Below are 21,347 nucleotides of genomic sequence, written 5' to 3'. Positions count from 1 at the left end.
GCCGTCACGCCTTGGGCTCGGCATTGGCCTCGGCCGGCTCCGCGTAGACCGGCGAGGGGATGGGCCGCTTCGCCGTGACGTTGTCGCCGCTCGAGCGGTGCGTGATGCGGCGGATGACCCAGGGCACGAAGTGCACGCGCGCCCAGACCAGGTCTTCGCTGCGGGCCGCCCGCCAGGTGCGGCCGGGCAGCGGCTCCGGGTTGCCGGCCTGCAGGCCGTTCTCGACGTTGAGGGTGCGCAGCACCATCCGGGCCACCTCGTGGTGCCCGAGGGCGTTCAGGTGCAGGCGGTCGGTCGACCAGAGCCGGGTGTCCTGGATCTCCTTCAGGCCCCACTGGTCGGCGACGAGGCAGTCGTAGCGCTCGGCGATCACGCGCAGGTTCTCGTTGTAGATCGCGACCTTGCCGCGGATGCCGCGGAGCACGGGGGAGAAGCGCGTGTCGACGCCGGTGACGATGACCACGGTGGCGTCGCTCTCGCGGAGGCGCCGGATGCCCGCCTCGAAGCGCGCGGCGATGTCGTCGGGGTCGGTGCGCGGGCGCAGGATGTCGTTGCCGCCCGCCGAGATGGTGATGAGGTCGGGCTTCAGCTCGAGCGCCGGCTCGACCTGCTCGGCGAGGATCCTGTCCAGCAGGCGGCCGCGGATGGCGAGATTGGCGTAGGAGAAGTCCTCCTCCGTCGTCTCGGCCAGGTTCTCGGCCACGCGGTCGGCCCAGCCGCGGAAGCCGCCCGGGCTGCTCGGCTCGGGGTCGCCGATGCCCTCCGTGAAGGAGTCGCCGAGGGCGACGTAGCGCCGCCAGGGGTGCGTCTCAGGCATCGGATGGACCTCCTCACAACAGGTGTCGCCGTGACGACGTGAACACTCTAGACCTGTCGCCGCGCCGACGCGCCCGGGCGACCTCAACGGCGGCTCGGCTGTCGGATGCGCAGAGTATCCTCGAACATCGTGACCAATCTGCCCCTCTTCGAACCCGCCCCCGGGACGAGCGCGGCCGGTCACCTCTCCCCGTCGTTCCCGGCCCGCGCGCCGTGGGGCACCGCCGGCCGCCTGCGCGCCTGGCAGGAGGAGGCGCTGACCCTCTACTTCGAGAAGGAGCCGCGCGACTTCCTCGCCGCCGCGACCCCCGGCGCCGGCAAGACGACCTTCGCGCTCCGCCTCGCCTCCGAGCTGCTGCACCGGCGCACCGTCGACCGCGTGATCGTGGTCGCGCCCACCGAGCACCTCAAGCGCCAGTGGGCCGATGCGGCCGACCGGGCCGGCGTGCGGCTGAACCCCGGCTTCCGCAACAGCGAGTCGCGCTTCGGCCGGCACTTCCACGGCGTCGCCCTCACCTACGCCCAGGTGGCCGCCCGCCCGTCGCTGCACCGCGAGCTCACCGAGGGCGCGAACACCCTGGTCATCCTCGACGAGGTGCACCACGGCGGCGACGCCCTGAGCTGGGGCGACGCGGTGCGCGAGGCCTTCGCACCGGCCACCCGCCGCCTCGCCCTCACGGGAACGCCCTTCCGCTCCGACACCGCCCCCATCCCGTTCGTGGAGTACCTGCCCGACGAGCACGGCATCCGTCTCTCGCGCAGCGACTACAACTACGGCTACGGCCGCGCCCTGAAAGACGGGGTCGTGCGCCCCGTGCTCTTCATGGTCTACGCGGGCCACATGCGCTGGCGCACCAAGGCCGGCGACGAGATGGAGGCCCGGCTCGGCGAGGGCAACACGAAGGACATCACCTCGCAGGCCTGGCGCACCGCGCTCGACCCGAACGGCGAGTGGATCCCGCAGGTGCTCGGCGCCGCCGACAAGCGCCTCACCGAGGTGCGTCAGGCGATCCCGGATGCGGGCGGCCTCGTGATCGCGACCGACCAGACCGTGGCGCGCGCCTACGCGGCGATCCTCGAGCAGATCTCCGGGCAGCCGGTCACCGTGGTGCTCTCGGACGAGAAGGAGGCCTCCGACCGCATCGAGCAGTTCTCGAAGAGCGACCGGCGGTGGATGGTGGCCGTGCGCATGGTGTCGGAGGGCGTCGACGTGCCGCGGCTCGCGGTCGGCGTCTACGCCACCAGCGCCTCGACCCCGCTGTTCTTCGCCCAGGCCGTCGGCCGCTTCGTGCGCGCCCGCCGGCGCGGCGAGACGGCGTCGATCTTCCTGCCGAACGTGCCGTCGCTGATGGCGCTGGCCGAGAAGCTCGAGCTCGAGCGCGACCACGCGCTCGACAAGCGCGACGACGGTGAGAACCCCGAGGGCGACTTCTACAACCCCGAAGACGCGATGGTGGCCGAGGCCAACCGCAGCGAGAAGGCGTCGGAGGGACTGCTCGAGGAGTACAGCTTCCAGGCCATCAGCTCGGGCGCCACCTTCGACCGGGTGGTCTACGACGGCGGTGAGTTCGGCTTCGAGGCCGTCGTCGGCAGCGAGGAGGAGCTCGACTTCCTCGGCCTCCCTGGACTGCTGGAGCCCGATCAGGTGCGCGACCTGCTGCAGCACCGTCAGGCGCGCCAGCAGAAGCACGCGAAGACGGGGATGCCGAAGACCGACACGCCCGACCAGGGTGGAGTGCCCGCACCGCTCTACCGCACGCTCAAGGAGCAGCGGAGCCTGTTGAACTCCCTCGTCGGCATCTGGGCGAAGCAGTCGAACGAGCCGCACGGCATGATCCACGCGGAACTCCGCCGCATCTGCGGCGGCCCGGCCGTCGCGCAAGCCAGCGTGACGCAGCTGCAGTCCCGCATCGTCACCGTCCGCAAATGGATGGGCGCCTCCGGGCACTGAACCGCGGCGCGGGGAGGTGAATTCCGTCTCCGCCTAAGGGTTGAGCGAAGCTCAAAGGCTGCGGAGACGAAATCCAACTCCCCGCGCCTCTCCCATGCCACTATGGCGGGATGACAGAGACCGTCGCCGCGAAGGAACGAACCTTCTTCGGCCAGCCCTTCTCGCTCGTGCACGTCTTCGGCGTGGAGATGTGGGAGCGGTTCTCGTTCTACGGCATGCAGGGCATCCTGCTGCTCTACATGTTCTACTCGGTCGCCGAAGGCGGCCTCGACATCCCGAAGCCCGTCGCCGTCGGCATCATCGGCGCCTACGGCGGCTCGGTCTACCTCGCCACGATTCTCGGAGCCTGGGTGGCCGACCGGCTGCTCGGCTCGGAGCGCACGCTGTTCTTCAGTGCCATCGTCGTGATGGCCGGGCACATCGCCCTGTCGCTGCTGCCGGGACTCGTGGGGCTCGGCGCGGGACTCATCCTGATCGCACTCGGCTCGGGCGGCGTGAAGGCGAATGCCACCTCGGTGGTCGGCACGCTCTACACGGAGAAGGACCCGCGGCGCGACGCCGGTTTCTCGATCTTCTACCTCGGCATCAACCTCGGCGCCTTCTTCGGGCCGCTGCTGACCGGCCTGCTGCAGACCACCGCCGGCTTCCACTGGGGCTTCGGGCTCGCCGCTGTCGGGATGGCGATCGGGCTCACCCAGTACGCCTTCGGCCGCCGCTCGCTGCCCGCCGAGTCCAAGGAGGTGCCGAACCCCCTGCCCACCTCGCACCGGGTGCGGATGGGGCTGATCGGCGTCGCCGCGATCGTGCTGATCGTCGTGCTCGTGGTCGTCGGGGTGCTCACCGCCGACAACCTCGCCGACGCCGTGGCGCTCGTCACCCTGGCCGCCTCGATCGCCTACTTCGTCGTCATCCTCTCGAGCTCGCGCATCACCGCCACGGAGCGCAAGCGGGTGTTCTCGTTCATCCCGATGTTCATCACGAGCGTCGCGTTCTGGGCGCTCTACCAGCAGCAGTTCACCGTCGTCACGATCTACGCGAACGACCGGCTAGACCTGAACCTCTTCGGCGGGTCGATGCCCGTGGCCTGGGTGCAGTCGATCAACCCGATCTTCATCATCATCCTGTCGGGCGTGTTCGCCGCGATCTGGTCGAAGCTCGGCTCGCGGCAGCCTCCGACGCCGTTCAAGTTCGCCGCGGCGGCGATCGTGATGGGCATCGCGTTCCTGCTGTTCATCCCGTTCTCGGGCACCGGAGCGCACGGCACGCCGCTGATCGCCCTCGTCGGCATCCTGTTCGTCTTCACGATCGCCGAGCTGCTGCTGTCGCCGGTCGGGCTGGCGCTGTCGACCCGTCTCGCACCGAAGGTCTTCCGCACCCAGATGGTGGCGCTGTTCTTCCTGTCGATCGCCCTCGGCACGGCGCTGTCGGGCATCCTCGCGAAGCTGTACGACGAGAACGACGAGGTGCCCTACTTCGGCATCTCGGGCCTCGTCGCGATCGTCGTCGGTGTGCTGCTCGTCGTCGCGACGCCGTGGGTGCGCAAGCTCATGGTCGGCGTGCGCTGAGCGCGTGAGGCCCGGCCGGGCGAGAACCCGGACGGGCGAGAACCCGGACGGGCTAGGACCCAGGCGGGCTGGGGGGTCAGGCGCCGCCGAAGCGCTCGGTGCGGATCGTCATGGGGTCGACGCCCGTGGCCACGAGGGCGTCGGAGGCGAGTTCGACGAAGCGGGTGGGGCCGCAGATGTAGGTGGAGGTGTCGGACGCGTCGTCGGCCGCCCAGGCCGTGATGCGGGCGGCGTCGATGCGGCCGAGGGCGCCCGTCCAGCCCTGGGGGGCGTGCCGGGTGTACTGCAGGGTGACCTCGGCCCTGGCCGCATCCGTCAGCTCGGCGAGCTCGTCGCGGAAGTAGACGAACTCGGGGGAGCGCACCGAGTAGAGCAGCTTCACGGACGCCGTGTTGCCCGAGGCGATGTGGGTGCGCAGGATCGAGACCAGGGGGGCGACGCCCGATCCGCCGCCGATCATCCGGATCGGCTCGGTCTGCTCGGGGCGCCAGACGAACCAGCCGCCGAGCGGGCCGATCACCTCGAGCTGGTCGCCGACGGACACCCCGCGCACGAGGTAGGGGGAGACCTCACCGTCGGGCATCAGCTCGACGCTGACCGCCACGACGGGGTCGCCCGCGGCCGAGGACAGCGAGTACGAGCGAGCCGCCTGATAGCCGTCGGGCGCGGTGAGGCGGATGTCGATGTGCTGACCCGCCAGGGCGCCCTTCCAGTCGGGCACGCGCAGCATGAGCGTGCGGGCGGTGGGAGTCTCTTCTCGGATTCCGACGACGTCGGCTACGGCCCAGTTCACCCTAGGAATCGTAGTAGTAGCGCTCTTCCTTCCAGGGGTCGCCGTAGGCGTGGTAGCCGTTGACCTCCCAGAAGCCGAGCTCTTCGGTGTCGTGCAGGGTGATGCCGTTGACCCACTTCGCGCTCTTCCAGAAGTAGAGGTGCGGCACCAGCAGGCGGGCGGGGCCGCCGTGCTCGGGGTCGAGCGGCTCGCCGCCGAACTCGAACGCGACCCAGGCCTTGCCGTCGAGCAGGTCTTCGAGCGGCACGTTGGTCGTGTAGCCGCCGAAGGAGTGCGCCATGGTGTAGCCGGCGCTCGTCTCGACGTTCTCGAACAGCGTGTCGAGGGAGACGCCGCGCCAGGTGGTGTCGAACTTCGACCAGCGGGTGACGCAGTGGATGTCGGTGTCGACCGTCTCGACGGGGAGCTTCATGAACTCGTCCCAGGTCCAGCTGGTCTTCTCGCCCGATTCGTTCGTGATCGTGAACGACCATTCGCCCTGGTGGATGTTCGGCGTCGGACCGGCCGAGAGCACGGGGAAGTCCTTCGTCTCGTACTGCCCGGGAGGCAGCTTGGGGTCTTCCTCCCGCTTCTTGCCGAAGAACCCCGGCGTGATGATCCCCATGATGCTCCTCCCGTTGCTGATCGAGCGTGCTGACTGAAAGCCTAGGGCGCTCAGGACTCGCGCGACTCCGACATATCGTGAATGAGCTCGCGCTCGTCCTCCGCGCTCAGCGACGTCTTGATGACCGTGCCGTTGTAGGGCGCGAGGGCCGCGGCGAACTTGTCCTCGGTGATCTTGGTGGCGTAGAGCACGACGGCCGATTTTCCCTGGCTCACCGCATCCTTCACCTGGCCGCGGAACTCGGCGTTCAGGCCCGTGCGGTCGATGCCGGCGAACAGTGCGCCCATCAGACCGCCGAAGACGAGGCCGACGAAGGGCACGAAGAACAGGATGCCGATCAGCGTGCCGAAGAGGGCTCCGCCGGCGGCCCCGACCCCGATGTTGCCGACTCCGCCGGGGTAGTCGACGTGGCTCTTGCCGTCCTCGTCGACCTTCACGACGGCGAGGCCGGCGAGCTGCACGATCAGGTCGCCCTGCAGCTCCTGGATCTTCTCGTAGGCGCCCTCGGCGTCGGTCTCGGTGTCGAATGCGATCACGATCAGATCGGCCATGTGCCGGCTCCCTCGGTGGATGGGTGGAGCGGATTCAGCTCTCGGCACCGAGCGTAGCGCGCGAGACCGCCTCGACGGCAGTGTCGATGTCGCGCGCATCCGTCGACCAGTTGCTGACGGAGAGGCGCAGGACGTCGCGGCCGGCCCAGCGGGAGCCCGACATCCACACGGCGCCGTCGGCGATCACCCGGCGGGTCACCTCCCGGGTGCGCTCGTCGCTGCCGAACGAGAGGCAGACCTGGGTGAAGGCGACCTCGTTCAGCACCTCGACGCCGGGCAGCCGGCCCAGGCGGTCGGCGAGTTCGGCCGCGGTCGCCGCGAGCCGGTCGACGAGCTCGACGACGCCCGAGCGGCCGAGCGACCTCAGGGCCGCCCACACCGGCACGCCGCGAGCCCGGCGGGACATCTCAGGCACGCGCTCGAAGGGGTCGGTCGCGGTGCCGTCGCGCAGCAGATAGGCGGTGTGGGCCGAGAATGCGGCGAGCATCGGCTCTCGCCGGCGCACGATCACGACGCCGCAGTCGTAGGGCACGTTGAGGGTCTTGTGCGCATCCGTCGCCCAGCTGTCGGCGAGCTCGACGCCGTCGAGCCGGGGCCGGAGCGTCGGGCTGGCCGCCGCCCACAAGCCGAAGGCGCCGTCGACGTGCGCCCAGGCGCCGCGACCGTGGGCGAGCCCGATCGCCTCGCGCATCGGGTCGAAGTCGCCCGAGTGCAGGTCGCCGGCCTGCAGCACGACGATGCAGGGTCCGTCGACCGTCTCGAGGGCCCGGCTCAGTGCATCGGGACGGATGCGCCCCTGATCGTCGGCGTCGACCGTGAGCGGCATGCCGAGACCGAGGCAGCGCAGCGCCAGATCGACGGAGGCGTGGTGCGACGCGCCCGCGAGCACCGTGACGCGGGGGCCGGCGGTCAGGCCGTCGGCGTCGACGTCCCAGCCGGCCTGCTGCAGCACCGCGCTGCGGGCGGCGGCGAGGCCGACGAGGTTGCCCGTCGTGGCGCCGGTGGGGAAGCCGACCGCCGAGTCGCGGGGGAGCCCGAGCAGTTCGAGCAGCCAGTCACCGGCCTGCTCCTCGAGGGCCGCGGTGGCCGGGGTGGCGACGCGCATCGCGGCGTTCTGGTCCCAGGCCGAGACGAGCCACTCGGCGGCCAGCGCCGCCGGCAGCGTGCCGCCCATCACCCAGCCGAAGAAGCGGCCCGAGGGGATCGCCATGAGGCCCGGCTCGGCGATCCGGGCCAGCTCGTCGACCACGTCGGCAGCGGCGAGCGGATGCTCGGGCAGCGCCATCGCGATCGAGGACTGCAGCTCATCGGCGGTGACACGGGGCCCGACCGGCCGCGTCGGGATCGACGCGAGCCACGTCTCCGTGTGCTCCCGCGCCCTCTGCAGCGCCTCGCTGTAGTCGTCACCGTCGGCCGACATGGGGACAGGGTACGCCCGCGCGGGGCTCGAGTTAAGAGAAAGAAGGCCCGGTCTCTCGACCGGGCCTTCGTCACTGTCTCAACCAGTGTGTCCGAGGGGGGACTTGAACCCCCACGCCCTATACGGGCACTAGCACCTCAAGCTAGCGCGTCTGCCATTTCCGCCACCCGGACCAGATGTCGACCGGAGCTCTGCGCTACCGGCCAAGAGAAGACATTAGCACGGATGCGGAGCGTGCAAATCCACTCGCTGTCGTGGGCGCCCGGTAGCGTGTTCGCATGACGTCAACGCCTGGGAACGACCCGCTCGACCTCACCACGACCATCGCCCGCGACCTGATCCGGTTCGACACCTCGAACTACGGCGAGGGCCGGTCGAACGGCGAGACGGAGGCCGCGGAGTACCTCGCGGCCCACCTCGAGCGGCTCGGTCTCACGGTGCAGTCCTTCGACGCCGCGCCCCGGCGCACCAGCATCGTCACCCGGGTCGAGGGCCGCGACCGCTCGAAGCCGGCACTCGTGGTGCACGGCCACACCGACGTCGTTCCGGCCATCGCCGCCGACTGGTCGGTCGACCCCTTCGGCGGGGTCGTGAAGGACGGCATGCTCTGGGGCCGCGGCGCCGTCGACATGAAGAACATGGACGCCATGATCGTGACGGCGCTGGATCGCATCCTGGGTTCGGGGCGACAGCCGGAGCGCGACCTCGTGGTGGCGTTCTTCGCCGACGAGGAGGCCGGGGGAGTGCTCGGTTCGGGGTACCTCGTGCGCGAGCATCCGGAGCTCTTCGAGGGCGCGAGCGAAGCGATCAGCGAGGTCGGCGGCTACTCGATCGACCTCGACGGCAAGCGCGCCTACCTCGTGCAGACGGGCGAGAAGGCGCTGATCTGGATGACGCTCGTCGCGCGCGGCACCGCCGGCCACGGCTCCCAGGTCAACGCCGAGAACGCGGTCACCCGCCTGGCCCGCGCGGTCGCCGCGATCGGGGGCCGGGAGTGGCCGCTGCACCTCACCGCGACCACCCGGCAGCTGCTCGACCGCGTCGCCGAGCTGCTCGGCAGCCGGGCGCAGAACCTCAGCCCCGACGAGATCGCCATCGCCACCGGCACCGCCTCGCGCTTCATCTCGGCGACCCTGCGCACCACCGCCAACCCGACCGGCCTGACCGCGGGGTACAAGCACAACGTCATCCCCGACCGGGCCGAGGCGATGATCGACGTGCGCGTGCTGCCGGGAGAGGAAGACGCGGTGCTCGCCGAGATCCAGGAGCTCGTCGGCGACGACATCGAGATCCTCATCGCACACCGCGACATCGGGCTCGAGACGAGCTTCGACGGCGAGCTCGTCGACGCCATGATCGGCTCGCTGCAGCGCCACGACCCGGGTGCCGAGGTGCTGCCGTACCTGCTCTCGGGAGGCACCGACAACAAGGCGCTGAGCCTGCTCGGCATCCGCGGATTCGGGTTCGCGCCGCTGCAGCTGCCGCCCACGCTCGACTTCCCGGCCATGTTCCACGGGGTGGACGAGCGGGTGCCGCTCGACGCGCTAGGGTTTGGCGCAGACGTTCTGACCGATCTCTTGCTGCGGTACTGATCCGCGAGACCACACCACCTCAACGACCACACCATCCCAAAGGAAGACATGGACTTTCTCAACGCCGTCATCCTCGGCTTCGTGCAGGGCCTGACCGAATTCCTCCCCATCTCCTCGAGCGCCCACCTGCGCATCCTGGGGGAGTTCCTGCCGGGGGCGAAAGACCCTGGGGCGGCGTTCACCGCCATCACGCAGCTCGGCACCGAGACCGCGGTGCTGGTGTTCTTCTGGCGCGACATCACGCGCATCGTCTCGCGCTGGGCCAAGTCGCTCGCGGGCCGCGTGCCCCGCAACGATCCCGACGCGCGGATGGGCTGGCTGATCATCATCGGCTCGCTGCCGATCATCGTGCTCGGCTTGCTCTTCCAGGACGCGATCGAGACCACGCTCCGCTCGCTCTGGATCGTCGCCGTGATGCTGATCGTCTTCGGCGTGCTGCTCGGCATCGCCGACTACGTGGGCGCCAAGCGCCGCCGCCTGAAAGACCTCACCGTGCCGCACGGGGTGATCTTCGGCTTCGCGCAGGCGCTGGCGCTGATCCCGGGCGTCTCGCGCTCGGGCGGCACCATCACCGCCGGGCTCTTCATGGGCTACGAGCGCCGGGCGGCCGCGCGCTACTCGTTCCTGCTCGCCATCCCGGCCGTGTTCGGCAGCGGGCTGTACCAGGTCTACAAGTCGATCGGCGAGCCGAGCGTCTACGGCCCGGTCGAGACGCTGGTGGCGACCGTGATCGCGTTCGTCGTCGGCCTCGTGGTGATCGCGTTCTTCATGAGCTACATCTCCAAGCGCAGCTTCCTGCCGTTCGTGATCTACCGCATCGCACTCGGCGCCGTCCTGATCGTGCTGCTGTCGACGGGTCTCATCGCGGCCTGACCGCCGAGGGCCGGCCGCCGGGTCGCGCTTCTGGGGGCGACGGATGCCCGTCCCGGAGCACCTAGGCTGGATCGGTGCGTTCCTGGACCCGACCCGTCATCCCCTCCCTCCCCGGCCGCGGCACGCCGCCCCGGCTGCACGATGACGCGAGCGGACGGTTCCTCGACAGCGCCGACCCCGCGGCCCGCGCGACGCTCTACGTCTGCGGCATCACGCCCTACGACGCCACGCACATCGGCCACGCCGCCACCTACCTCGCCTTCGACACGCTGCTGCGCAGCTGGCTCGACGCCGGCCTCGAGGTCGCCTACACCCAGAACATCACCGACGTCGACGACCCGCTGCTCGAGCGGGCGGCCGCGACCGGCGTCGACTGGCAGGAGCTGGCGACCAGCCAGATCGAGCTCTTCCGCACCGACATGGCCGCGCTCGGCGTCGTGCCGCCCGACGCCTACGTCGGCGTCACGGAGACCATCGGCAGCATCGCGCAGGCCGTCGACGAGCTGAGGGCCCGCGGCATCGCCTACGAGGTGCCCACTCCCGACGCGCTGACCCCGGATGCGACGGACTGGTACTTCGACATCGCCGCGGCCGAGCGCGCCACGCCCTGGGTGCTCGGTTCCGAGAGCGGCCTCGACCGCGCGACCATGAGCCGGCTGTTCGCCGAGCGCGGCGGAGACCCCGCCCGTGCCGGCAAGCGCGACCCACTCGATCCGCTGCTCTGGCGCGTCGAGCGCGCGGGCGAGCCCGCGTGGGACACCTCGTTCGAGGAGATCGGCCGCGGCCGGCCCGGCTGGCACATCGAATGCTCGGTGATCGCCCGCGAGACCCTCGGCGACACGATCTGCGTGCAGGGCGGCGGCGGCGACCTCGTCTTCCCGCACCACGAGTTCAGCGCCGCGCACGCCACGGCGCTCACCGACGAGCGCTTCGCGCGGGTGAACGCGCACGGCGGGCTGGTGGCGTTCGACGGCGAGAAGATGTCGAAGTCGCTCGGCAACCTGGTGCTGGTGTCGCAGCTGCGGGCCGCGGGAGTGGAGCCGGCCGCGGTGCGGCTGGCGGTGCTCGCGCATCCGTACCGCGACGACTGGGAGTGGCACCGGGGCGACGAGCTGCTCGCCGCCGAGCGCCTGGCAGGCTGGCGGGCGGCCGCCGCCCGCGACGCGGAGGAGGCGCCGGGCGGCGACGCCGACGAGGCGCTGGCGCTGCTCGATCGCGTGCGGTCGCGGCTGCACGACGACCTCGACACCCCGGGCGCGCTCGAGGCGTTCGACGCCTGGTTCGACGAACCGCACCCCGAGGCGGCCACCGCCCTCGCGGCCGACGCCCTCGACGCCCTGCTCGGCATCCGCCTCTAGTCGCGGCGCCAGGGCTCGTCGGGGCGAGAGTCGCCGCCGGCGCGGCCGTCGCCGCGCTTGCGGAGGTAGCGCTCGAACTCCTGCGCGATGGCCTCGCCGCTCGCCTCGGGCGAGTCGACCGTGTCGCGCGCCTGCTCCAGCTGCTGGATGTAGGCCGCCATGTCCTCGTCCTCGCCCGCGAGCGCGTCGATGCCCGTCTCCCAGGCGCTCGACTCGTCGGCGAGCTCCCCGCGCTCGACCGAGACGCCGATCAGCTCCTCGACCTTGTCGATCAGCGCGAGCGTCGCCTTGGGGGAGGGCGCGTTGTGCATGTAGTGCGGCACCGACGCCCAGACCGAGACGGTGGGGATGCCCGCGTTCTCGGTGGCCTCGGCGATGGCGCTGAGGATGCCGACCGGCCCCTCGTAGCTCGACCGCTCGATGTCGAGCTCACTGCGGACGACCGGGTTCTCGCTCGTGGCGAAGACCGAGATGGGCCGCGTGTGCGGCACGTCGGCGAGCATCGCGCCGAGCAGGATCACCCCGGTGACGTCCTCCGCGATCGCCGTCGACATCACCTCGGCGACGAAGCGCCGCCAGTTGCGCGAGGGTTCCGTGCCGAGCAGCAGGTAGACCTGCGGCCCCTCGGACGGGGCCGTCGCGTCGCCCGGGCCGAAGATCTGGGCACCGGGCCAGATGAGCACGCGCTTGCCGTCGTCGTCGACCGTGACGGTCGGCCGGTTGAACTGGAAGTCGAAGTACTCCTCGGCGTCGACCTCGGCGATCTCCACGACGTCGAGCTGCTCCTTCAGCACCTTCAGGGCTCCGGTAGCGGCCTCGCCGGCGTCGTTCCATCCCTCGAACGCGACCAGGAGAAGCCGTCCACGCTGGAATCCGTTGTCTGTCACCGTGATGGGTACCTCACTGCCTTCCGGACCTCCGCACGGTGCGGGTGCCGTGCATCAAGGATAGGCGTTCGCCGGGATTCCCGAGGCGGGGCCCGTAGACTGTTCGCCCGTGACTGAATCCTCCTCCGCCGCACGGCCGGTTCCCACGGCCCTCCTCTGGGACATGGACGGCACGATCGTCGACACCGAGCCGTACTGGATGCGCGCCCAGGAGGAGCTCGTCTCCTCGTTCGGCGGCACCTGGAGCCACGAGGCCGCGATGACCCTGGTGGGCTCGGGCCTCGACCGCACGGCCCGCATCCTGCAGGAGCACGGCGTCGAGATGGAGTCGCAGCCGATCATCGAGCTGCTCTCCACCCGCGTGATGGAGCAGATCAGCGAGCGGATGCCCTGGCGACCCGGTGCCCTGGAACTCCTCACCGAGGCGCACGACGCCGGCATCCCGATGGCCCTCGTCACCATGTCGATCGGGCGGATGGCGCAGCACGTCGCCGACCACATCCCGTTCCCCGCCTTCTCCACCGTCGTCTCGGCCGACGTCGTCACGATGTCGAAGCCGCACCCCGAGGCCTACCTCACCGCCGCCGAGCGCCTCGGAATCGACATCGCCCGCGCTGTCGCGATCGAGGATTCGCCCACCGGCGTGGCCTCCGCCGTCGCCTCGGGCGCCACGGTCGTCGGGGTCGAGCACCTGCTCACCCTCGCCGGCACCGACGCCCACGTCGTCTGGCCGACGCTCGCCGGCCGGGGCCTCGCCGAGGTCTCCGCCGTGCTCGAGGGCGTGCACGCGTGACCGCCCAGTACAGCGGGCCGTTCCGCGAGGGCGACCGCGTGCAGCTGACCGGCCCCAAGAACAAGCTGAACTCCATCACGCTCGAGTCGGGCAAGGTGTTCCACTCCCACCGCGGGTACATCGACCACGACGCGCTGATCGGCCTGCCCGACGGCTCGGTCGTCGAGAACTCCGTGGGGGTCGAGCACCTGGCGCTCCGCCCGCTGCTGACCGACTTCGTCATGTCGATGCCGCGCGGCGCCGCCATCATCTACCCGAAGGACGCGGCGCAGATCCTCGGCCAGGCCGACGTCTTCCCCGGCGCGACCGTGGTCGAGGCGGGCGTCGGATCCGGAGCCCTGTCGCTCTGGCTGCTGCGCGCCATCGGCCCGGGCGGCCGGCTGTCGAGCTTCGAGCGGCGCGAGGAGTTCGCCGACGTCGCGCGGGGCAACGTCGCCGCGTACTTCGGCCGCGAGCCCGAGGAGTGGACGGTGACGGTCGGCGACCTCGTCGAGGCGCTGCCGGCCGTGCATCCGGAGCACACCGTCGACCGGGTCGTGCTCGACATGCTCGCCCCCTGGGAGTGCGTCGACGTCGTCGCCGATGCGCTGAAGCCCGGCGGGGTCGTGCTCTGCTACGTCGCCACCGTTACCCAGCTGTCGCGCACGGTCGAGGCCCTCCGCGACACCGGCCTCTTCACGAACCCGGTGCCGAACGAGACGATGATCCGCGGCTGGCACGTCGAGGGCCTGGCCGTTCGCCCCGACCACCGGATGATCGGCCACACCGGCTTCCTGGTCAGCGCTCGACGGCTCGCCCCGGGCGCCGTGCTGCCCGAGCTGAAGCGCCGCGCGTCCAAGAGCGACTTCTCCGACGAGGACATGGAGGCCTGGACCCCGGGCGCCCTCGGCGAGCGGGGCATCAGCCCGAAGAGCCTCCGGAAGCGCGTGCGCGCGGCCACCGCCACGGCGAACGCGGCCCTCGCCCGCGAGGCCCGGGAGGGCGGCGATGCCGGCGACGCCCCGGAGGAGACCGGGGCATCCGAGACGTCCGAGAGCGCTCCGCGGGATGAAATAGGATGATCTCGCTCACCGGGCCGTCGGCTCGTCGAACGCAGGAAAGAGGATCCGTGCGCAAGTTCCCCGCGCTCATTCTGTCGGCAGGTCTGCTGCTCTCGCTCGCGGCGTGCTCGACCGGCGCGAACGCCGCCGACGGCTGCTCCGACATCACCGCGCCCGGCAAGGCCAGCGAGTCCGTCGAGGTGACCGGCGACGTCGGCGGCGCCCAGACCGTCTCCTTCCCCTCACCCCTCGTCGCCGACTCGGCCGAGCTGTCGACCGTCGTGGCGAACGACGACGACGAGGCGCCCGTCGCCGGCTTCGGCGGCATCGTCAACGTGAGCTACTCCGTCTACGACGGCCAGACCGGCGCCGCCGTCGGCTCGCCCTCGACCGGCCTGATCGCCGTCTCCGACACCCTGCCCCAGGGCCTGCAGGACGCCCTTGCCTGCTCCGCGGCGGGTGAGCGCGTCGCGCTCGTGCTGCCGAACGAGGACGCCGCGAAGATCGTCAGCGGAGCCCCCGGCTCGATCGTCATGGTCTTCGACGTCGACCGCACCTACCCGAACCACGCGAGCGGCACCCCGCAGCCCGCCCAGTCCGGCTTCCCCAGCGTCGTTCGCGACGAGACCGGCCGCCCCGGCATCACGGTCACCTCGACCGAGGCTCCGGATGCCGCCGAGTCGGCGCTTCTCATCGAGGGCGACGGCGACACCGTGGCCGACGGTGACGCGCTGCTGGTGCAGGCGACCTCGGTGAGCTACGCCGAGCCGCGCAGCACCTCGGTCAACACCTGGGAGGACGGCTCGCCCCAGCTCTGGCTCGCCTCCGACGACACCGCCCAGACCAGCGGCTCGGCCCAGCCGGCCGGCATCGCGCAGTTCCTGATCGGCCAGCCGGTCGGCTCGCAGGTGCTCGTCGTGCTGCCGACCGACGACGGCACCTCGGCCACGGCCTGGGTCGTCGACATCCTCGGCGTCGTCCCGCCCGCCGCGGGCTGATCGCTCCCGTCCTGCCCGCACCGGCCGCTCCTCGCGGTCGGCGGGCCGCGGGCCGGCTCGCCCGCACGGCCTAGAATGGACGGGTGCCCTCGCGTAGCAAGACCTCGCCTCCGGTGCCGGTCGAGGAGCGTCTGTTCAGCCTCGTGCTCGCGCTGCTCGCGACCGAGTCCGGGCTGACCAAGAGCGAGATCCTCTCCACGGTGCAGGGCTACCGCCAGCGCTACTCGGCGGGCGGCGACAACGCGAGCCTCGAGCGCCAGTTCGAGCGGGACAAGGACGACATCCGCGAGCTCGGCGTGCCGCTCGAGGCGATCGACACCCCCGGGGAGCCGGGCAACAACCAGTCGCTGCGCTACCGCATCCCGCGCACCGCCTACGAGCTGCCGGCCGACATCAGCTTCTCCGACGCCGAAACCACGCTGCTGAACCTGGCGGCGATGGCCTGGCGCGAGGGTTCGCTCTCGCGCGAGTCACGCCGGGCGCTGCTCAAGCTGCGCTCGATCGGGGTCGAGACGAGCGATCCCGTGCTCGGCTACGCCCCCCGCATCCGCACCCGCGACGCCGCCTTCGACCCCCTGAACGACGCCCTGTCGCGTGGGGTCGGTGCCTCGTTCGCCTACCTCAAACCGGGGGACGCCGCCGCGCGCCTGCGCACCGTGACCCCGCTGGCGCTCGTCCAGCACCAGGGGCGCTGGCACCTCAAGGCGATCGACCAGGGCGTCGGCGAGTCGCGCACCTTCCTGCTCTCGCGCATCACGGGGCCCGTGAAGCTCGGCCGCACGCCCGTCGACATGCCGCCCGGGGACTACGCCGCGATCGCCCTCGCCGAGCTCGACGCCATCTGGGAGGCCAACGTCGCCGAGCTCGAGGTCGCCGCGGGCAGCGACGCCGAGGTGCGGCTCGGTCGCCGCCGCGGCGCGACGAGCCCGGGGGAGGGCCGCCTGCTGCTGCACTTCACCGACCTCAACCTGCTCGCCGACGAGCTCGCGGGCTTCGGCCCCGAGGTGCTGGTGATCGGCCCAGGGCACCTGCGCCACGCCGTGATCGAGCGGCTCGAGACCGCGGTGCGCGCCCACACCGCCGACGCCGACGCCGTGCCCCCGGCCGCCACCGCCGCCGGCGACACCACCGCCGCCGCCACTGACGCCGAGGAGACCCGCTGATGGCCCGCGACGCCCAGCCCTTCGCCTTCGCCCAGGACAAGCTCACCTTCCTGCTCGCCCTGGTGCCCTACCTGATCGACCTCGGCCGGGTCTCCGTCGCCGAGGCGGCCGCCCACTTCCAGGTCACCGAGAAGCAGATCCGCGACGCCGTCAAGCTGATCGCGGTCTCGGGCGTGCCCGGCGAGACCACGCAGTACCAGCACGGCGACCTCTTCGACATCTCCTGGGACGACTTCGACGAGCGCGACGAGATCGTGATCACCCACATGGTCGCGCTCGACGACTCGCCCCGCTTCTCGTCCCGCGAGGCCGCCGCGCTGATCGCCGGGCTGCAGTACCTCCAGTCGCTTCCCGAGAACGTCGACAGCGGTGTCTACTCCTCGCTGATGGACAAGCTGGCCCGCGGCGCCTCCGAGCGGCCGAGCCAGGTCGCGATCGCGGGCTCCGACACCACCGCCTCCCTGGCCGAGGTGCGCGACGCGGTCGGCCGCCGGGTGCAGATCGAGTTCGACTACCTCTCGGCCCGCGGCTCGCGCGAGCGGCGAACGGTCGATCCGCTCCGCATCGACTCCGACGACGAGAACTGGTACCTCCGCGCCTGGGACCACGCCCGCAGCGCCGTGCGCACCTTCCGCCTCGACCGGATGACCGGCATCACGGTCACGAGCACCCCCGTCACGGGCAGCCACGACGACGTGCCGCTCGGCGACCGCCTGTTCGTCGGCGGCGACGACGACCTGACGGTGACGATCGAGCTGGATCCCTCGGCCCTGGCGCTGCTCGGGGAGTTCGTGTCGAGCGTCGACGAGACGGCGCCGGCGGGTGGCGAGGGGGCGGATGCGCAGCAGACCGCGTCGGGACGGGTGCGCACGCGCATCCGCGTCGCCCACATGCACAGCCTGAAGCGTCTCGTCACCGCGATGCCCTCGGCCGTGGCGATCGTCGACCCGCCGGAGGCCGCGGCCGCCGTCGTCGACTGGGCTCGCGCCGCCCTCGACCGCTACCGGACGGCCTAGGCTTACGGCATGGCGTGGTGGGCGTGGCTGATCATCTGGACCGTGCTCGTGCTCGGTCTGCTCGGCATGCTCGCGCTCGTCGGGCTGCGGCTCTGGCGCAAGTTCCGTGGCGCGCTGGCGGCCCTCGAGGAGCTGACCGAGAAGGTGGCCCGGCTGGCCGAGAACGTCGAGCAGCTGCAGCCGGAGGAGCCCACCGAGCGCGCCATCCTGACCGGGTACGCCGAGATCGCGACGCGCCACGACATCCGACGGGACCGCCGCTCCGAATACCGTGAGGACCGCAGAGCGGCCCGACTGGCCCGAGGTAAACTCCTCATCAGGCCCGACACAGTACCGACCCTAAGGAAGTAAGACCGATGCTCGGAAACGCATTCACCGGATGGCACCTGATCGCCATCCTGGTCGTCATCCTGCTGCTGTTCGGTGCGACCCGCCTCCCCGCTCTCTCCAAGAGCCTCGGTCAGTCGATGCGCATCTTCAAGAACGAGACCCGGGCGATGAAAGAGGAGAACGCGGCCGACAAAGCCGACGCGACGGGAACGGCCGACGCCGGCCGCACTACCGGAACGGGCACCACCGAACCTCCGAAGCCGTAAGGGCCGTGGCCGCAGCATCCACGCGGCCGAAGCGCTCCCGTGACGGGCGGATGTCTCTCGGCGCCCACCTGATCGAGCTGCGCAAGCGGCTGTTCCTCGCCGCCCTCGGGCTCGTCGTCGGCATGGTCGTCGGCTGGATCGTGTCGGATTTCGTGCTGAGCGCGCTGATCCGGCCGATCACCGAGATCTCCGCCGAGCAGGGGCGGGCCGCCTCGCTGAACTTCACCGACATCTCCTCGGCGTTCGACCTGCGCATCCAGATCGCCTTCACCGTCGGCGTCGTGCTCTCCTCACCGGTCTGGCTGTACCAGATCTGGGCGTTCGTGATGCCGGGGCTGAAGAAGAGCGAGAAGCGCTACGCCGTCGGCTTCCTCGCCTCGGCCGTGCCGCTCTTCCTCGGCGGCTGCGCGGCCGGGTGGTACGTGCTGCCGCACATGGTGGTGCTGCTCACCGGCTTCGCGCCCGAGGGCACGACCGCCCTGCTCACCGCACGGTCGTACTTCGACTTCGTGCTGAAACTGGTGCTCGTGATCGGCGTCGCCTTCGTGCTGCCCGTGTTCCTCGTGCTGCTGAACTTCGCCGGGGTGCTCTCGGCGGTGGCCATCCTGAAGTCGTGGCGCATCGCGATCCTCGCGATCACGGTCTTCACCGCCATCGCGACGCCGGCGGCCGACGTGATGTCGATGTTCCTGCTGGCGGTTCCCATGGTGCTGCTCTACTTCGCCGCGGCGGGCATAGCCTGGTTGCACGACCGGCGCGTGCGCCGGACGCAGCAGAGCTACGACGTGGAATTGGCGGTCTGATGGCAGGCAAGCAGAACACCCGGGTCACGGCGACGGCCGACGACGAGGGCCTGAGCCCGGCGGAGCGCTTCGCCGCGAGCCGCAAGCGGGCCGGGCATCCGCTCGTCGACCAGTTCCGGGCGGGGCTCGGCTTCGACCTCGACCCGTTCCAGATCGAGGCGGCCGGGGCGCTCGAAGACGGGCGGAGCGTGCTCGTCGCGGCCCCGACCGGTGCCGGCAAGACCGTCGTCGCCGAGTTCGCCGCCTACGTGGCGATGCAGTCGGTGCGCGACAAGATCTTCTACACGGCGCCGATGAAGGCGCTCTCGAACCAGAAGTTCAACGAGTTCGTCGCCGATTACGGCCCCGACGAGGTGGGCCTGCTGACCGGCGACACCAACATCAACGCCGATGCCCGGATCGTCGTCATGACGACCGAGGTGCTGCGCAACATGCTCTACGCCGACTCGGCGCTCCTGACGAACTTGCGCTTCGTCGTGATGGACGAGGTGCACTACCTCGCCGACCGGTTCCGCGGAGCGGTGTGGGAGGAGGTCATCATCCACCTGCCGCAGAGCGTCAAGCTCGTCTCGCTCTCGGCGACCGTGTCGAACGCCGAGGAGTTCGGCGACTGGCTGCAGGCGGTGCGCGGAGACACCGAGGTGATCGTGTCCGAGGAGCGGCCCGTGCCGCTGGACCAGCATGCACTGGTGAAGACGAAGCTGATCGACCTGTTCGACTCGAGCGGGCGCGCCGCGACGAACCGGGTGAACCCGGAGCTGGCGCAGCTCGTGCGGGGCGGTGCCTCGTACGGCAACGACCGGCGGAGCGGTCCCGGCGCCTACCGCGGTGGCGGGGGCGGGGGCGGCGGCCGCGGCCGTGGGGGCCGCGGCGGACGGTTCAACGGCCCGTCGCACGGCCTCGAGCGGATGGACCGGCCCGAGGTGATCGCCCTGCTCGAGGAGCACCGGCTGCTGCCCGCGATCTTCTTCGTGTTCAGCCGACTCGGCTGCGACCAGGCCGTCAAACAGGTGCTCCGTGCCGGCGTGCGGCTGACGACCACCGACGAGCGCGAGGAGATCCGGCAGATCGTCGACGAGCGCTGCCGCACCCTGCTCGACGAGGACCTCGCGGTGCTCGGCTACTGGGAGTGGACGGAGGGCCTCCAGCGCGGGGTCGCCGCCCACCACGCCGGCATGCTGCCCGCCTTCAAGGAGGTCGTCGAGGAGCTCTACCAGCGCAAGCTGGTCAAGGTGGTCTTCGCCACCGAGACGCTCGCGCTCGGCATCAACATGCCCGCCCGCACCGTCGTGCTCGAGAAGCTCGAGAAGTTCAACGGCGAGGCGCGCGTGCCGATCACGGCGGGGGAGTACACCCAGCTCACCGGGCGCGCCGGCCGCCGCGGCATCGACGTCGAGGGTCATTCGGTGATCCAGTGGCGCGACGGGCTCGACCCTCAGGAGGTCGCCTCGCTCGCGTCGCGGCGCACCTATCCGCTGAACTCCAGCTTCCGGCCCACCTACAACATGGCCGTCAACCTGATCGACCAGTTCGGGCGTCCACGCACCCGCGAGATCCTCGAGTCGTCGTTCGCGCAGTTCCAGGCCGACCGCGCCGTCGTCGACCTCGCCCGCAAGGTGCGTCAGCAGGAGGAGTCGCTGAAGGGCTACGAGGAGGCCATGACGTGCCACCTCGGCGACTTCCGCGAGTACGCGAAGATCCGCCGCGAGCTGACCGACCTCGAGCGATCCGGGGCGGGGAAGGCCGACACGCTCTCCCGCGGCGACCGGGAGAAGCGGCAGCGCCACATCGCCTCGCTGCGGCGGCAGCTGCGCGCGCATCCGGTGCACGGCTGCAAAGACCGGGAGTCGCACGCCCGCTGGGCCGAGCGGTGGTTCACGCTGAAGCGCGACACCGACAAGCTGACGCAGCAGATCCAGACCCGCACCAACGTGATCGCGAAGGTGTTCGACCGCGTCACCGACGTGCTGCTCGGCATGGGCTACCTGCGCCGCGACGAGCACGGCGCGACCGAGCTGACCGAGCACGGCAAGACGCTGAAACGCATCTACGGGGAGCGCGACCTGCTGGTGGCCGAGTGCATCCGGCAGAAGGTCTGGCACGACCTCGACCCCGCGTCGCTCGCCGCGATGGCCTGCGCGCTGGTGTTCGAGCCGCGCCGGGAGGAGGCGGAGGGCAACGACCGCAACCTGCCGCGCGGTGCGTTCCGCGAAGCGCTCGACCGCACCCAGACCCTGTGGGCCGAGATCGACGACGTCGAGCGCGAGCATCGCCTGCCGGGCAGCAAGCCCGTCTCGACGGGGCTCGCGGCAGCCATGCACCGCTGGGCCCGCGGCGCCTCCCTCGACGACGTGCTCTTCGAGGCCGACCTGGCCGCCGGCGACTTCGTGCGCTGGTCGAAGCAGACGATCGACCTGCTCGACCAGCTGCAGGGCACCGCGGATGCGCGGCTCGCCACCCTCGCCCGCTCGGCCATCGACGCGGTGCGCCGCGGCATCGTCGCGTACTCCTCGGTCGCGTGAGGCTGT

At 71.0% G+C, this 21,347-nt stretch carries 20 protein-coding genes and 1 tRNA gene; 14 read left to right on the top strand and 7 right to left on the bottom strand.

Features of this window, described 5'->3' with window-relative positions; translation table 11 throughout:
* Positions 1 to 4: 4 nt before the first annotated feature.
* The gene (locus BJ984_RS12795; protein WP_179548352.1) at positions 5 to 817 is read right to left on the bottom strand and encodes an SGNH/GDSL hydrolase family protein; all 813 of its coding nucleotides are present in this window, start codon (positions 815 to 817) and stop codon (positions 5 to 7) included.
* A gap of 129 nt (positions 818 to 946) precedes the next feature.
* Between BJ984_RS12795 and BJ984_RS12790 the strand changes: the two genes are divergently transcribed.
* Together BJ984_RS12790 and BJ984_RS12785 are read left to right on the top strand one after the other, a co-directional pair.
* Positions 947 to 2,767 (top strand): DEAD/DEAH box helicase, encoded by a 1,821-nt coding sequence (locus tag BJ984_RS12790; RefSeq protein ID WP_271206563.1) that lies wholly within the window; start codon positions 947 to 949, stop codon positions 2,765 to 2,767.
* Positions 2,768 to 2,877: 110 nt separating this feature from the next.
* A complete protein-coding gene (locus tag BJ984_RS12785; RefSeq protein WP_179548350.1) occupies positions 2,878 to 4,332 on the top strand; it encodes a peptide MFS transporter in 1,455 nt (484 codons plus the stop codon).
* A gap of 76 nt (positions 4,333 to 4,408) precedes the next feature.
* Here the strand turns inward: BJ984_RS12785 and BJ984_RS12780 are convergent, their stop codons facing one another.
* The 5 genes from BJ984_RS12780 to BJ984_RS12760 form a co-directional block, all read right to left on the bottom strand.
* Positions 4,409 to 5,125 (bottom strand): ferredoxin reductase, encoded by a 717-nt coding sequence (locus BJ984_RS12780; RefSeq protein WP_179548349.1) that lies wholly within the window; start codon positions 5,123 to 5,125, stop codon positions 4,409 to 4,411.
* A gap of 1 nt (position 5,126) precedes the next feature.
* A complete protein-coding gene (locus BJ984_RS12775; protein WP_179548348.1) occupies positions 5,127 to 5,729 on the bottom strand; it encodes a sulfite oxidase-like oxidoreductase in 603 nt (200 codons plus the stop codon).
* A gap of 50 nt (positions 5,730 to 5,779) precedes the next feature.
* Entirely contained in the window at positions 5,780 to 6,280 is a 501-nt protein-coding gene (locus tag BJ984_RS12770) for a DUF1269 domain-containing protein (RefSeq protein ID WP_173180951.1), read from the bottom strand.
* A gap of 34 nt (positions 6,281 to 6,314) precedes the next feature.
* Positions 6,315 to 7,700 carry a pyridoxal phosphate-dependent decarboxylase family protein gene (locus BJ984_RS12765; RefSeq protein WP_179548347.1) on the bottom strand — a complete coding sequence of 462 codons (1,386 nt, stop codon included), beginning with the start codon at positions 7,698 to 7,700 and terminating at the stop codon, positions 6,315 to 6,317.
* Between the two features lie 88 nt (positions 7,701 to 7,788).
* Positions 7,789 to 7,873 (bottom strand) — tRNA-Leu (locus tag BJ984_RS12760).
* A gap of 105 nt (positions 7,874 to 7,978) precedes the next feature.
* On the opposite strand from BJ984_RS12760, the gene BJ984_RS12755 reads away from it, so the two are divergent.
* The 3 genes from BJ984_RS12755 to mshC all read left to right on the top strand — a co-directional run bounded on the left by BJ984_RS12755 (position 7,979) and on the right by mshC (position 11,523).
* Entirely contained in the window at positions 7,979 to 9,292 is a 1,314-nt protein-coding gene (locus BJ984_RS12755) for a M20/M25/M40 family metallo-hydrolase (protein WP_179548346.1), read from the top strand.
* A gap of 48 nt (positions 9,293 to 9,340) precedes the next feature.
* Positions 9,341 to 10,165: an undecaprenyl-diphosphate phosphatase gene (locus BJ984_RS12750; protein WP_179548345.1), complete on the top strand. Its 825-nt coding sequence runs from the start codon at positions 9,341 to 9,343 to the stop codon at positions 10,163 to 10,165.
* Positions 10,166 to 10,239: 74 nt separating this feature from the next.
* Entirely contained in the window at positions 10,240 to 11,523 is a 1,284-nt protein-coding gene (mshC, locus tag BJ984_RS12745) for a cysteine--1-D-myo-inosityl 2-amino-2-deoxy-alpha-D-glucopyranoside ligase (RefSeq protein WP_179548344.1), read from the top strand.
* Here mshC and BJ984_RS12740 read toward each other — a convergent pair.
* Positions 11,520 to 12,410: a PAC2 family protein gene (locus tag BJ984_RS12740; RefSeq protein WP_179548343.1), complete on the bottom strand. Its 891-nt coding sequence runs from the start codon at positions 12,408 to 12,410 to the stop codon at positions 11,520 to 11,522. The genes mshC and BJ984_RS12740 overlap by 4 nt on opposite strands.
* Positions 12,411 to 12,519: 109 nt before the next feature.
* Here BJ984_RS12740 and BJ984_RS12735 point away from each other — a divergent pair, with 109 nt between their 5' ends.
* From BJ984_RS12735 to BJ984_RS12695, 9 genes are all read left to right on the top strand, one after another.
* Complete coding sequence (locus BJ984_RS12735; RefSeq protein ID WP_179548342.1) at positions 12,520 to 13,203, top strand: HAD family hydrolase; 684 nt, start codon at positions 12,520 to 12,522, stop codon at positions 13,201 to 13,203.
* Complete coding sequence (locus BJ984_RS12730; protein ID WP_179548341.1) at positions 13,200 to 14,264, top strand: tRNA (adenine-N1)-methyltransferase; 1,065 nt, start codon at positions 13,200 to 13,202, stop codon at positions 14,262 to 14,264. The genes BJ984_RS12735 and BJ984_RS12730 overlap by 4 nt, the downstream gene beginning before the upstream one ends.
* 47 nt (positions 14,265 to 14,311) lie before the next feature.
* Positions 14,312 to 15,241 carry a hypothetical protein gene (locus tag BJ984_RS12725; RefSeq protein WP_179548340.1) on the top strand — a complete coding sequence of 310 codons (930 nt, stop codon included), beginning with the start codon at positions 14,312 to 14,314 and terminating at the stop codon, positions 15,239 to 15,241.
* An 83-nt stretch (positions 15,242 to 15,324) separates the two neighbouring features.
* Positions 15,325 to 16,404 (top strand): helix-turn-helix transcriptional regulator, encoded by a 1,080-nt coding sequence (locus BJ984_RS12720; RefSeq protein ID WP_179548339.1) that lies wholly within the window; start codon positions 15,325 to 15,327, stop codon positions 16,402 to 16,404.
* Positions 16,404 to 17,420 carry a helix-turn-helix transcriptional regulator gene (locus tag BJ984_RS12715; RefSeq protein ID WP_179548338.1) on the top strand — a complete coding sequence of 339 codons (1,017 nt, stop codon included), beginning with the start codon at positions 16,404 to 16,406 and terminating at the stop codon, positions 17,418 to 17,420. Before BJ984_RS12720 ends, BJ984_RS12715 begins: the two co-directional genes overlap by 1 nt.
* Positions 17,421 to 17,429: 9 nt before the next feature.
* The gene (locus tag BJ984_RS12710) at positions 17,430 to 17,771 is read left to right on the top strand and encodes a hypothetical protein (RefSeq protein ID WP_179548337.1); all 342 of its coding nucleotides are present in this window, start codon (positions 17,430 to 17,432) and stop codon (positions 17,769 to 17,771) included.
* A 5-nt stretch (positions 17,772 to 17,776) separates the two neighbouring features.
* Entirely contained in the window at positions 17,777 to 18,016 is a 240-nt protein-coding gene (gene tatA / locus BJ984_RS12705; RefSeq protein ID WP_179548336.1) for a Sec-independent protein translocase subunit TatA, read from the top strand.
* 50 nt (positions 18,017 to 18,066) lie between these two features.
* Positions 18,067 to 18,819 (top strand): twin-arginine translocase subunit TatC, encoded by a 753-nt coding sequence (tatC, locus tag BJ984_RS12700; RefSeq protein WP_179549456.1) that lies wholly within the window; start codon positions 18,067 to 18,069, stop codon positions 18,817 to 18,819.
* Positions 18,819 to 21,341: a DEAD/DEAH box helicase gene (locus BJ984_RS12695; RefSeq protein ID WP_179548335.1), complete on the top strand. Its 2,523-nt coding sequence runs from the start codon at positions 18,819 to 18,821 to the stop codon at positions 21,339 to 21,341. Before tatC ends, BJ984_RS12695 begins: the two co-directional genes overlap by 1 nt.
* The last annotated feature ends 6 nt before the right edge of the window (positions 21,342 to 21,347 follow it).

This window comes from Herbiconiux flava (assembly GCF_013409865.1).
Taxonomy (GTDB): Bacteria; Actinomycetota; Actinomycetes; order Actinomycetales; family Microbacteriaceae; genus Herbiconiux; species Herbiconiux flava.
This window is presented reverse-complemented; position numbering and strand designations above follow the sequence as displayed.

What these genes read in the sequence shown, in the direction of transcription:
- BJ984_RS12795 (WP_179548352.1), bottom strand. Translation starts at nt 817, where the DNA reads ATGCCTGAGACGCACCCCTGGCGGCGCTACGTCGCCCTCGGCGACTCC.
- BJ984_RS12785 (WP_179548350.1), top strand. Translation starts at nt 2,878, where the DNA reads ATGACAGAGACCGTCGCCGCGAAGGAACGAACCTTCTTCGGCCAGCCC.
- BJ984_RS12775 (WP_179548348.1), bottom strand. Translation starts at nt 5,729, where the DNA reads ATGGGGATCATCACGCCGGGGTTCTTCGGCAAGAAGCGGGAGGAAGAC.
- BJ984_RS12770 (WP_173180951.1), bottom strand. Translation starts at nt 6,280, where the DNA reads ATGGCCGATCTGATCGTGATCGCATTCGACACCGAGACCGACGCCGAG.
- BJ984_RS12765 (WP_179548347.1), bottom strand. Translation starts at nt 7,700, where the DNA reads ATGTCGGCCGACGGTGACGACTACAGCGAGGCGCTGCAGAGGGCGCGG.
- BJ984_RS12755 (WP_179548346.1), top strand. Translation starts at nt 7,979, where the DNA reads ATGACGTCAACGCCTGGGAACGACCCGCTCGACCTCACCACGACCATC.
- BJ984_RS12750 (WP_179548345.1), top strand. Translation starts at nt 9,341, where the DNA reads ATGGACTTTCTCAACGCCGTCATCCTCGGCTTCGTGCAGGGCCTGACC.
- BJ984_RS12715 (WP_179548338.1), top strand. Translation starts at nt 16,404, where the DNA reads ATGGCCCGCGACGCCCAGCCCTTCGCCTTCGCCCAGGACAAGCTCACC.
- BJ984_RS12710 (WP_179548337.1), top strand. Translation starts at nt 17,430, where the DNA reads ATGGCGTGGTGGGCGTGGCTGATCATCTGGACCGTGCTCGTGCTCGGT.
- tatA (WP_179548336.1), top strand. Translation starts at nt 17,777, where the DNA reads ATGCTCGGAAACGCATTCACCGGATGGCACCTGATCGCCATCCTGGTC.
- tatC (WP_179549456.1), top strand. Translation starts at nt 18,067, where the DNA reads ATGTCTCTCGGCGCCCACCTGATCGAGCTGCGCAAGCGGCTGTTCCTC.
- BJ984_RS12695 (WP_179548335.1), top strand. Translation starts at nt 18,819, where the DNA reads ATGGCAGGCAAGCAGAACACCCGGGTCACGGCGACGGCCGACGACGAG.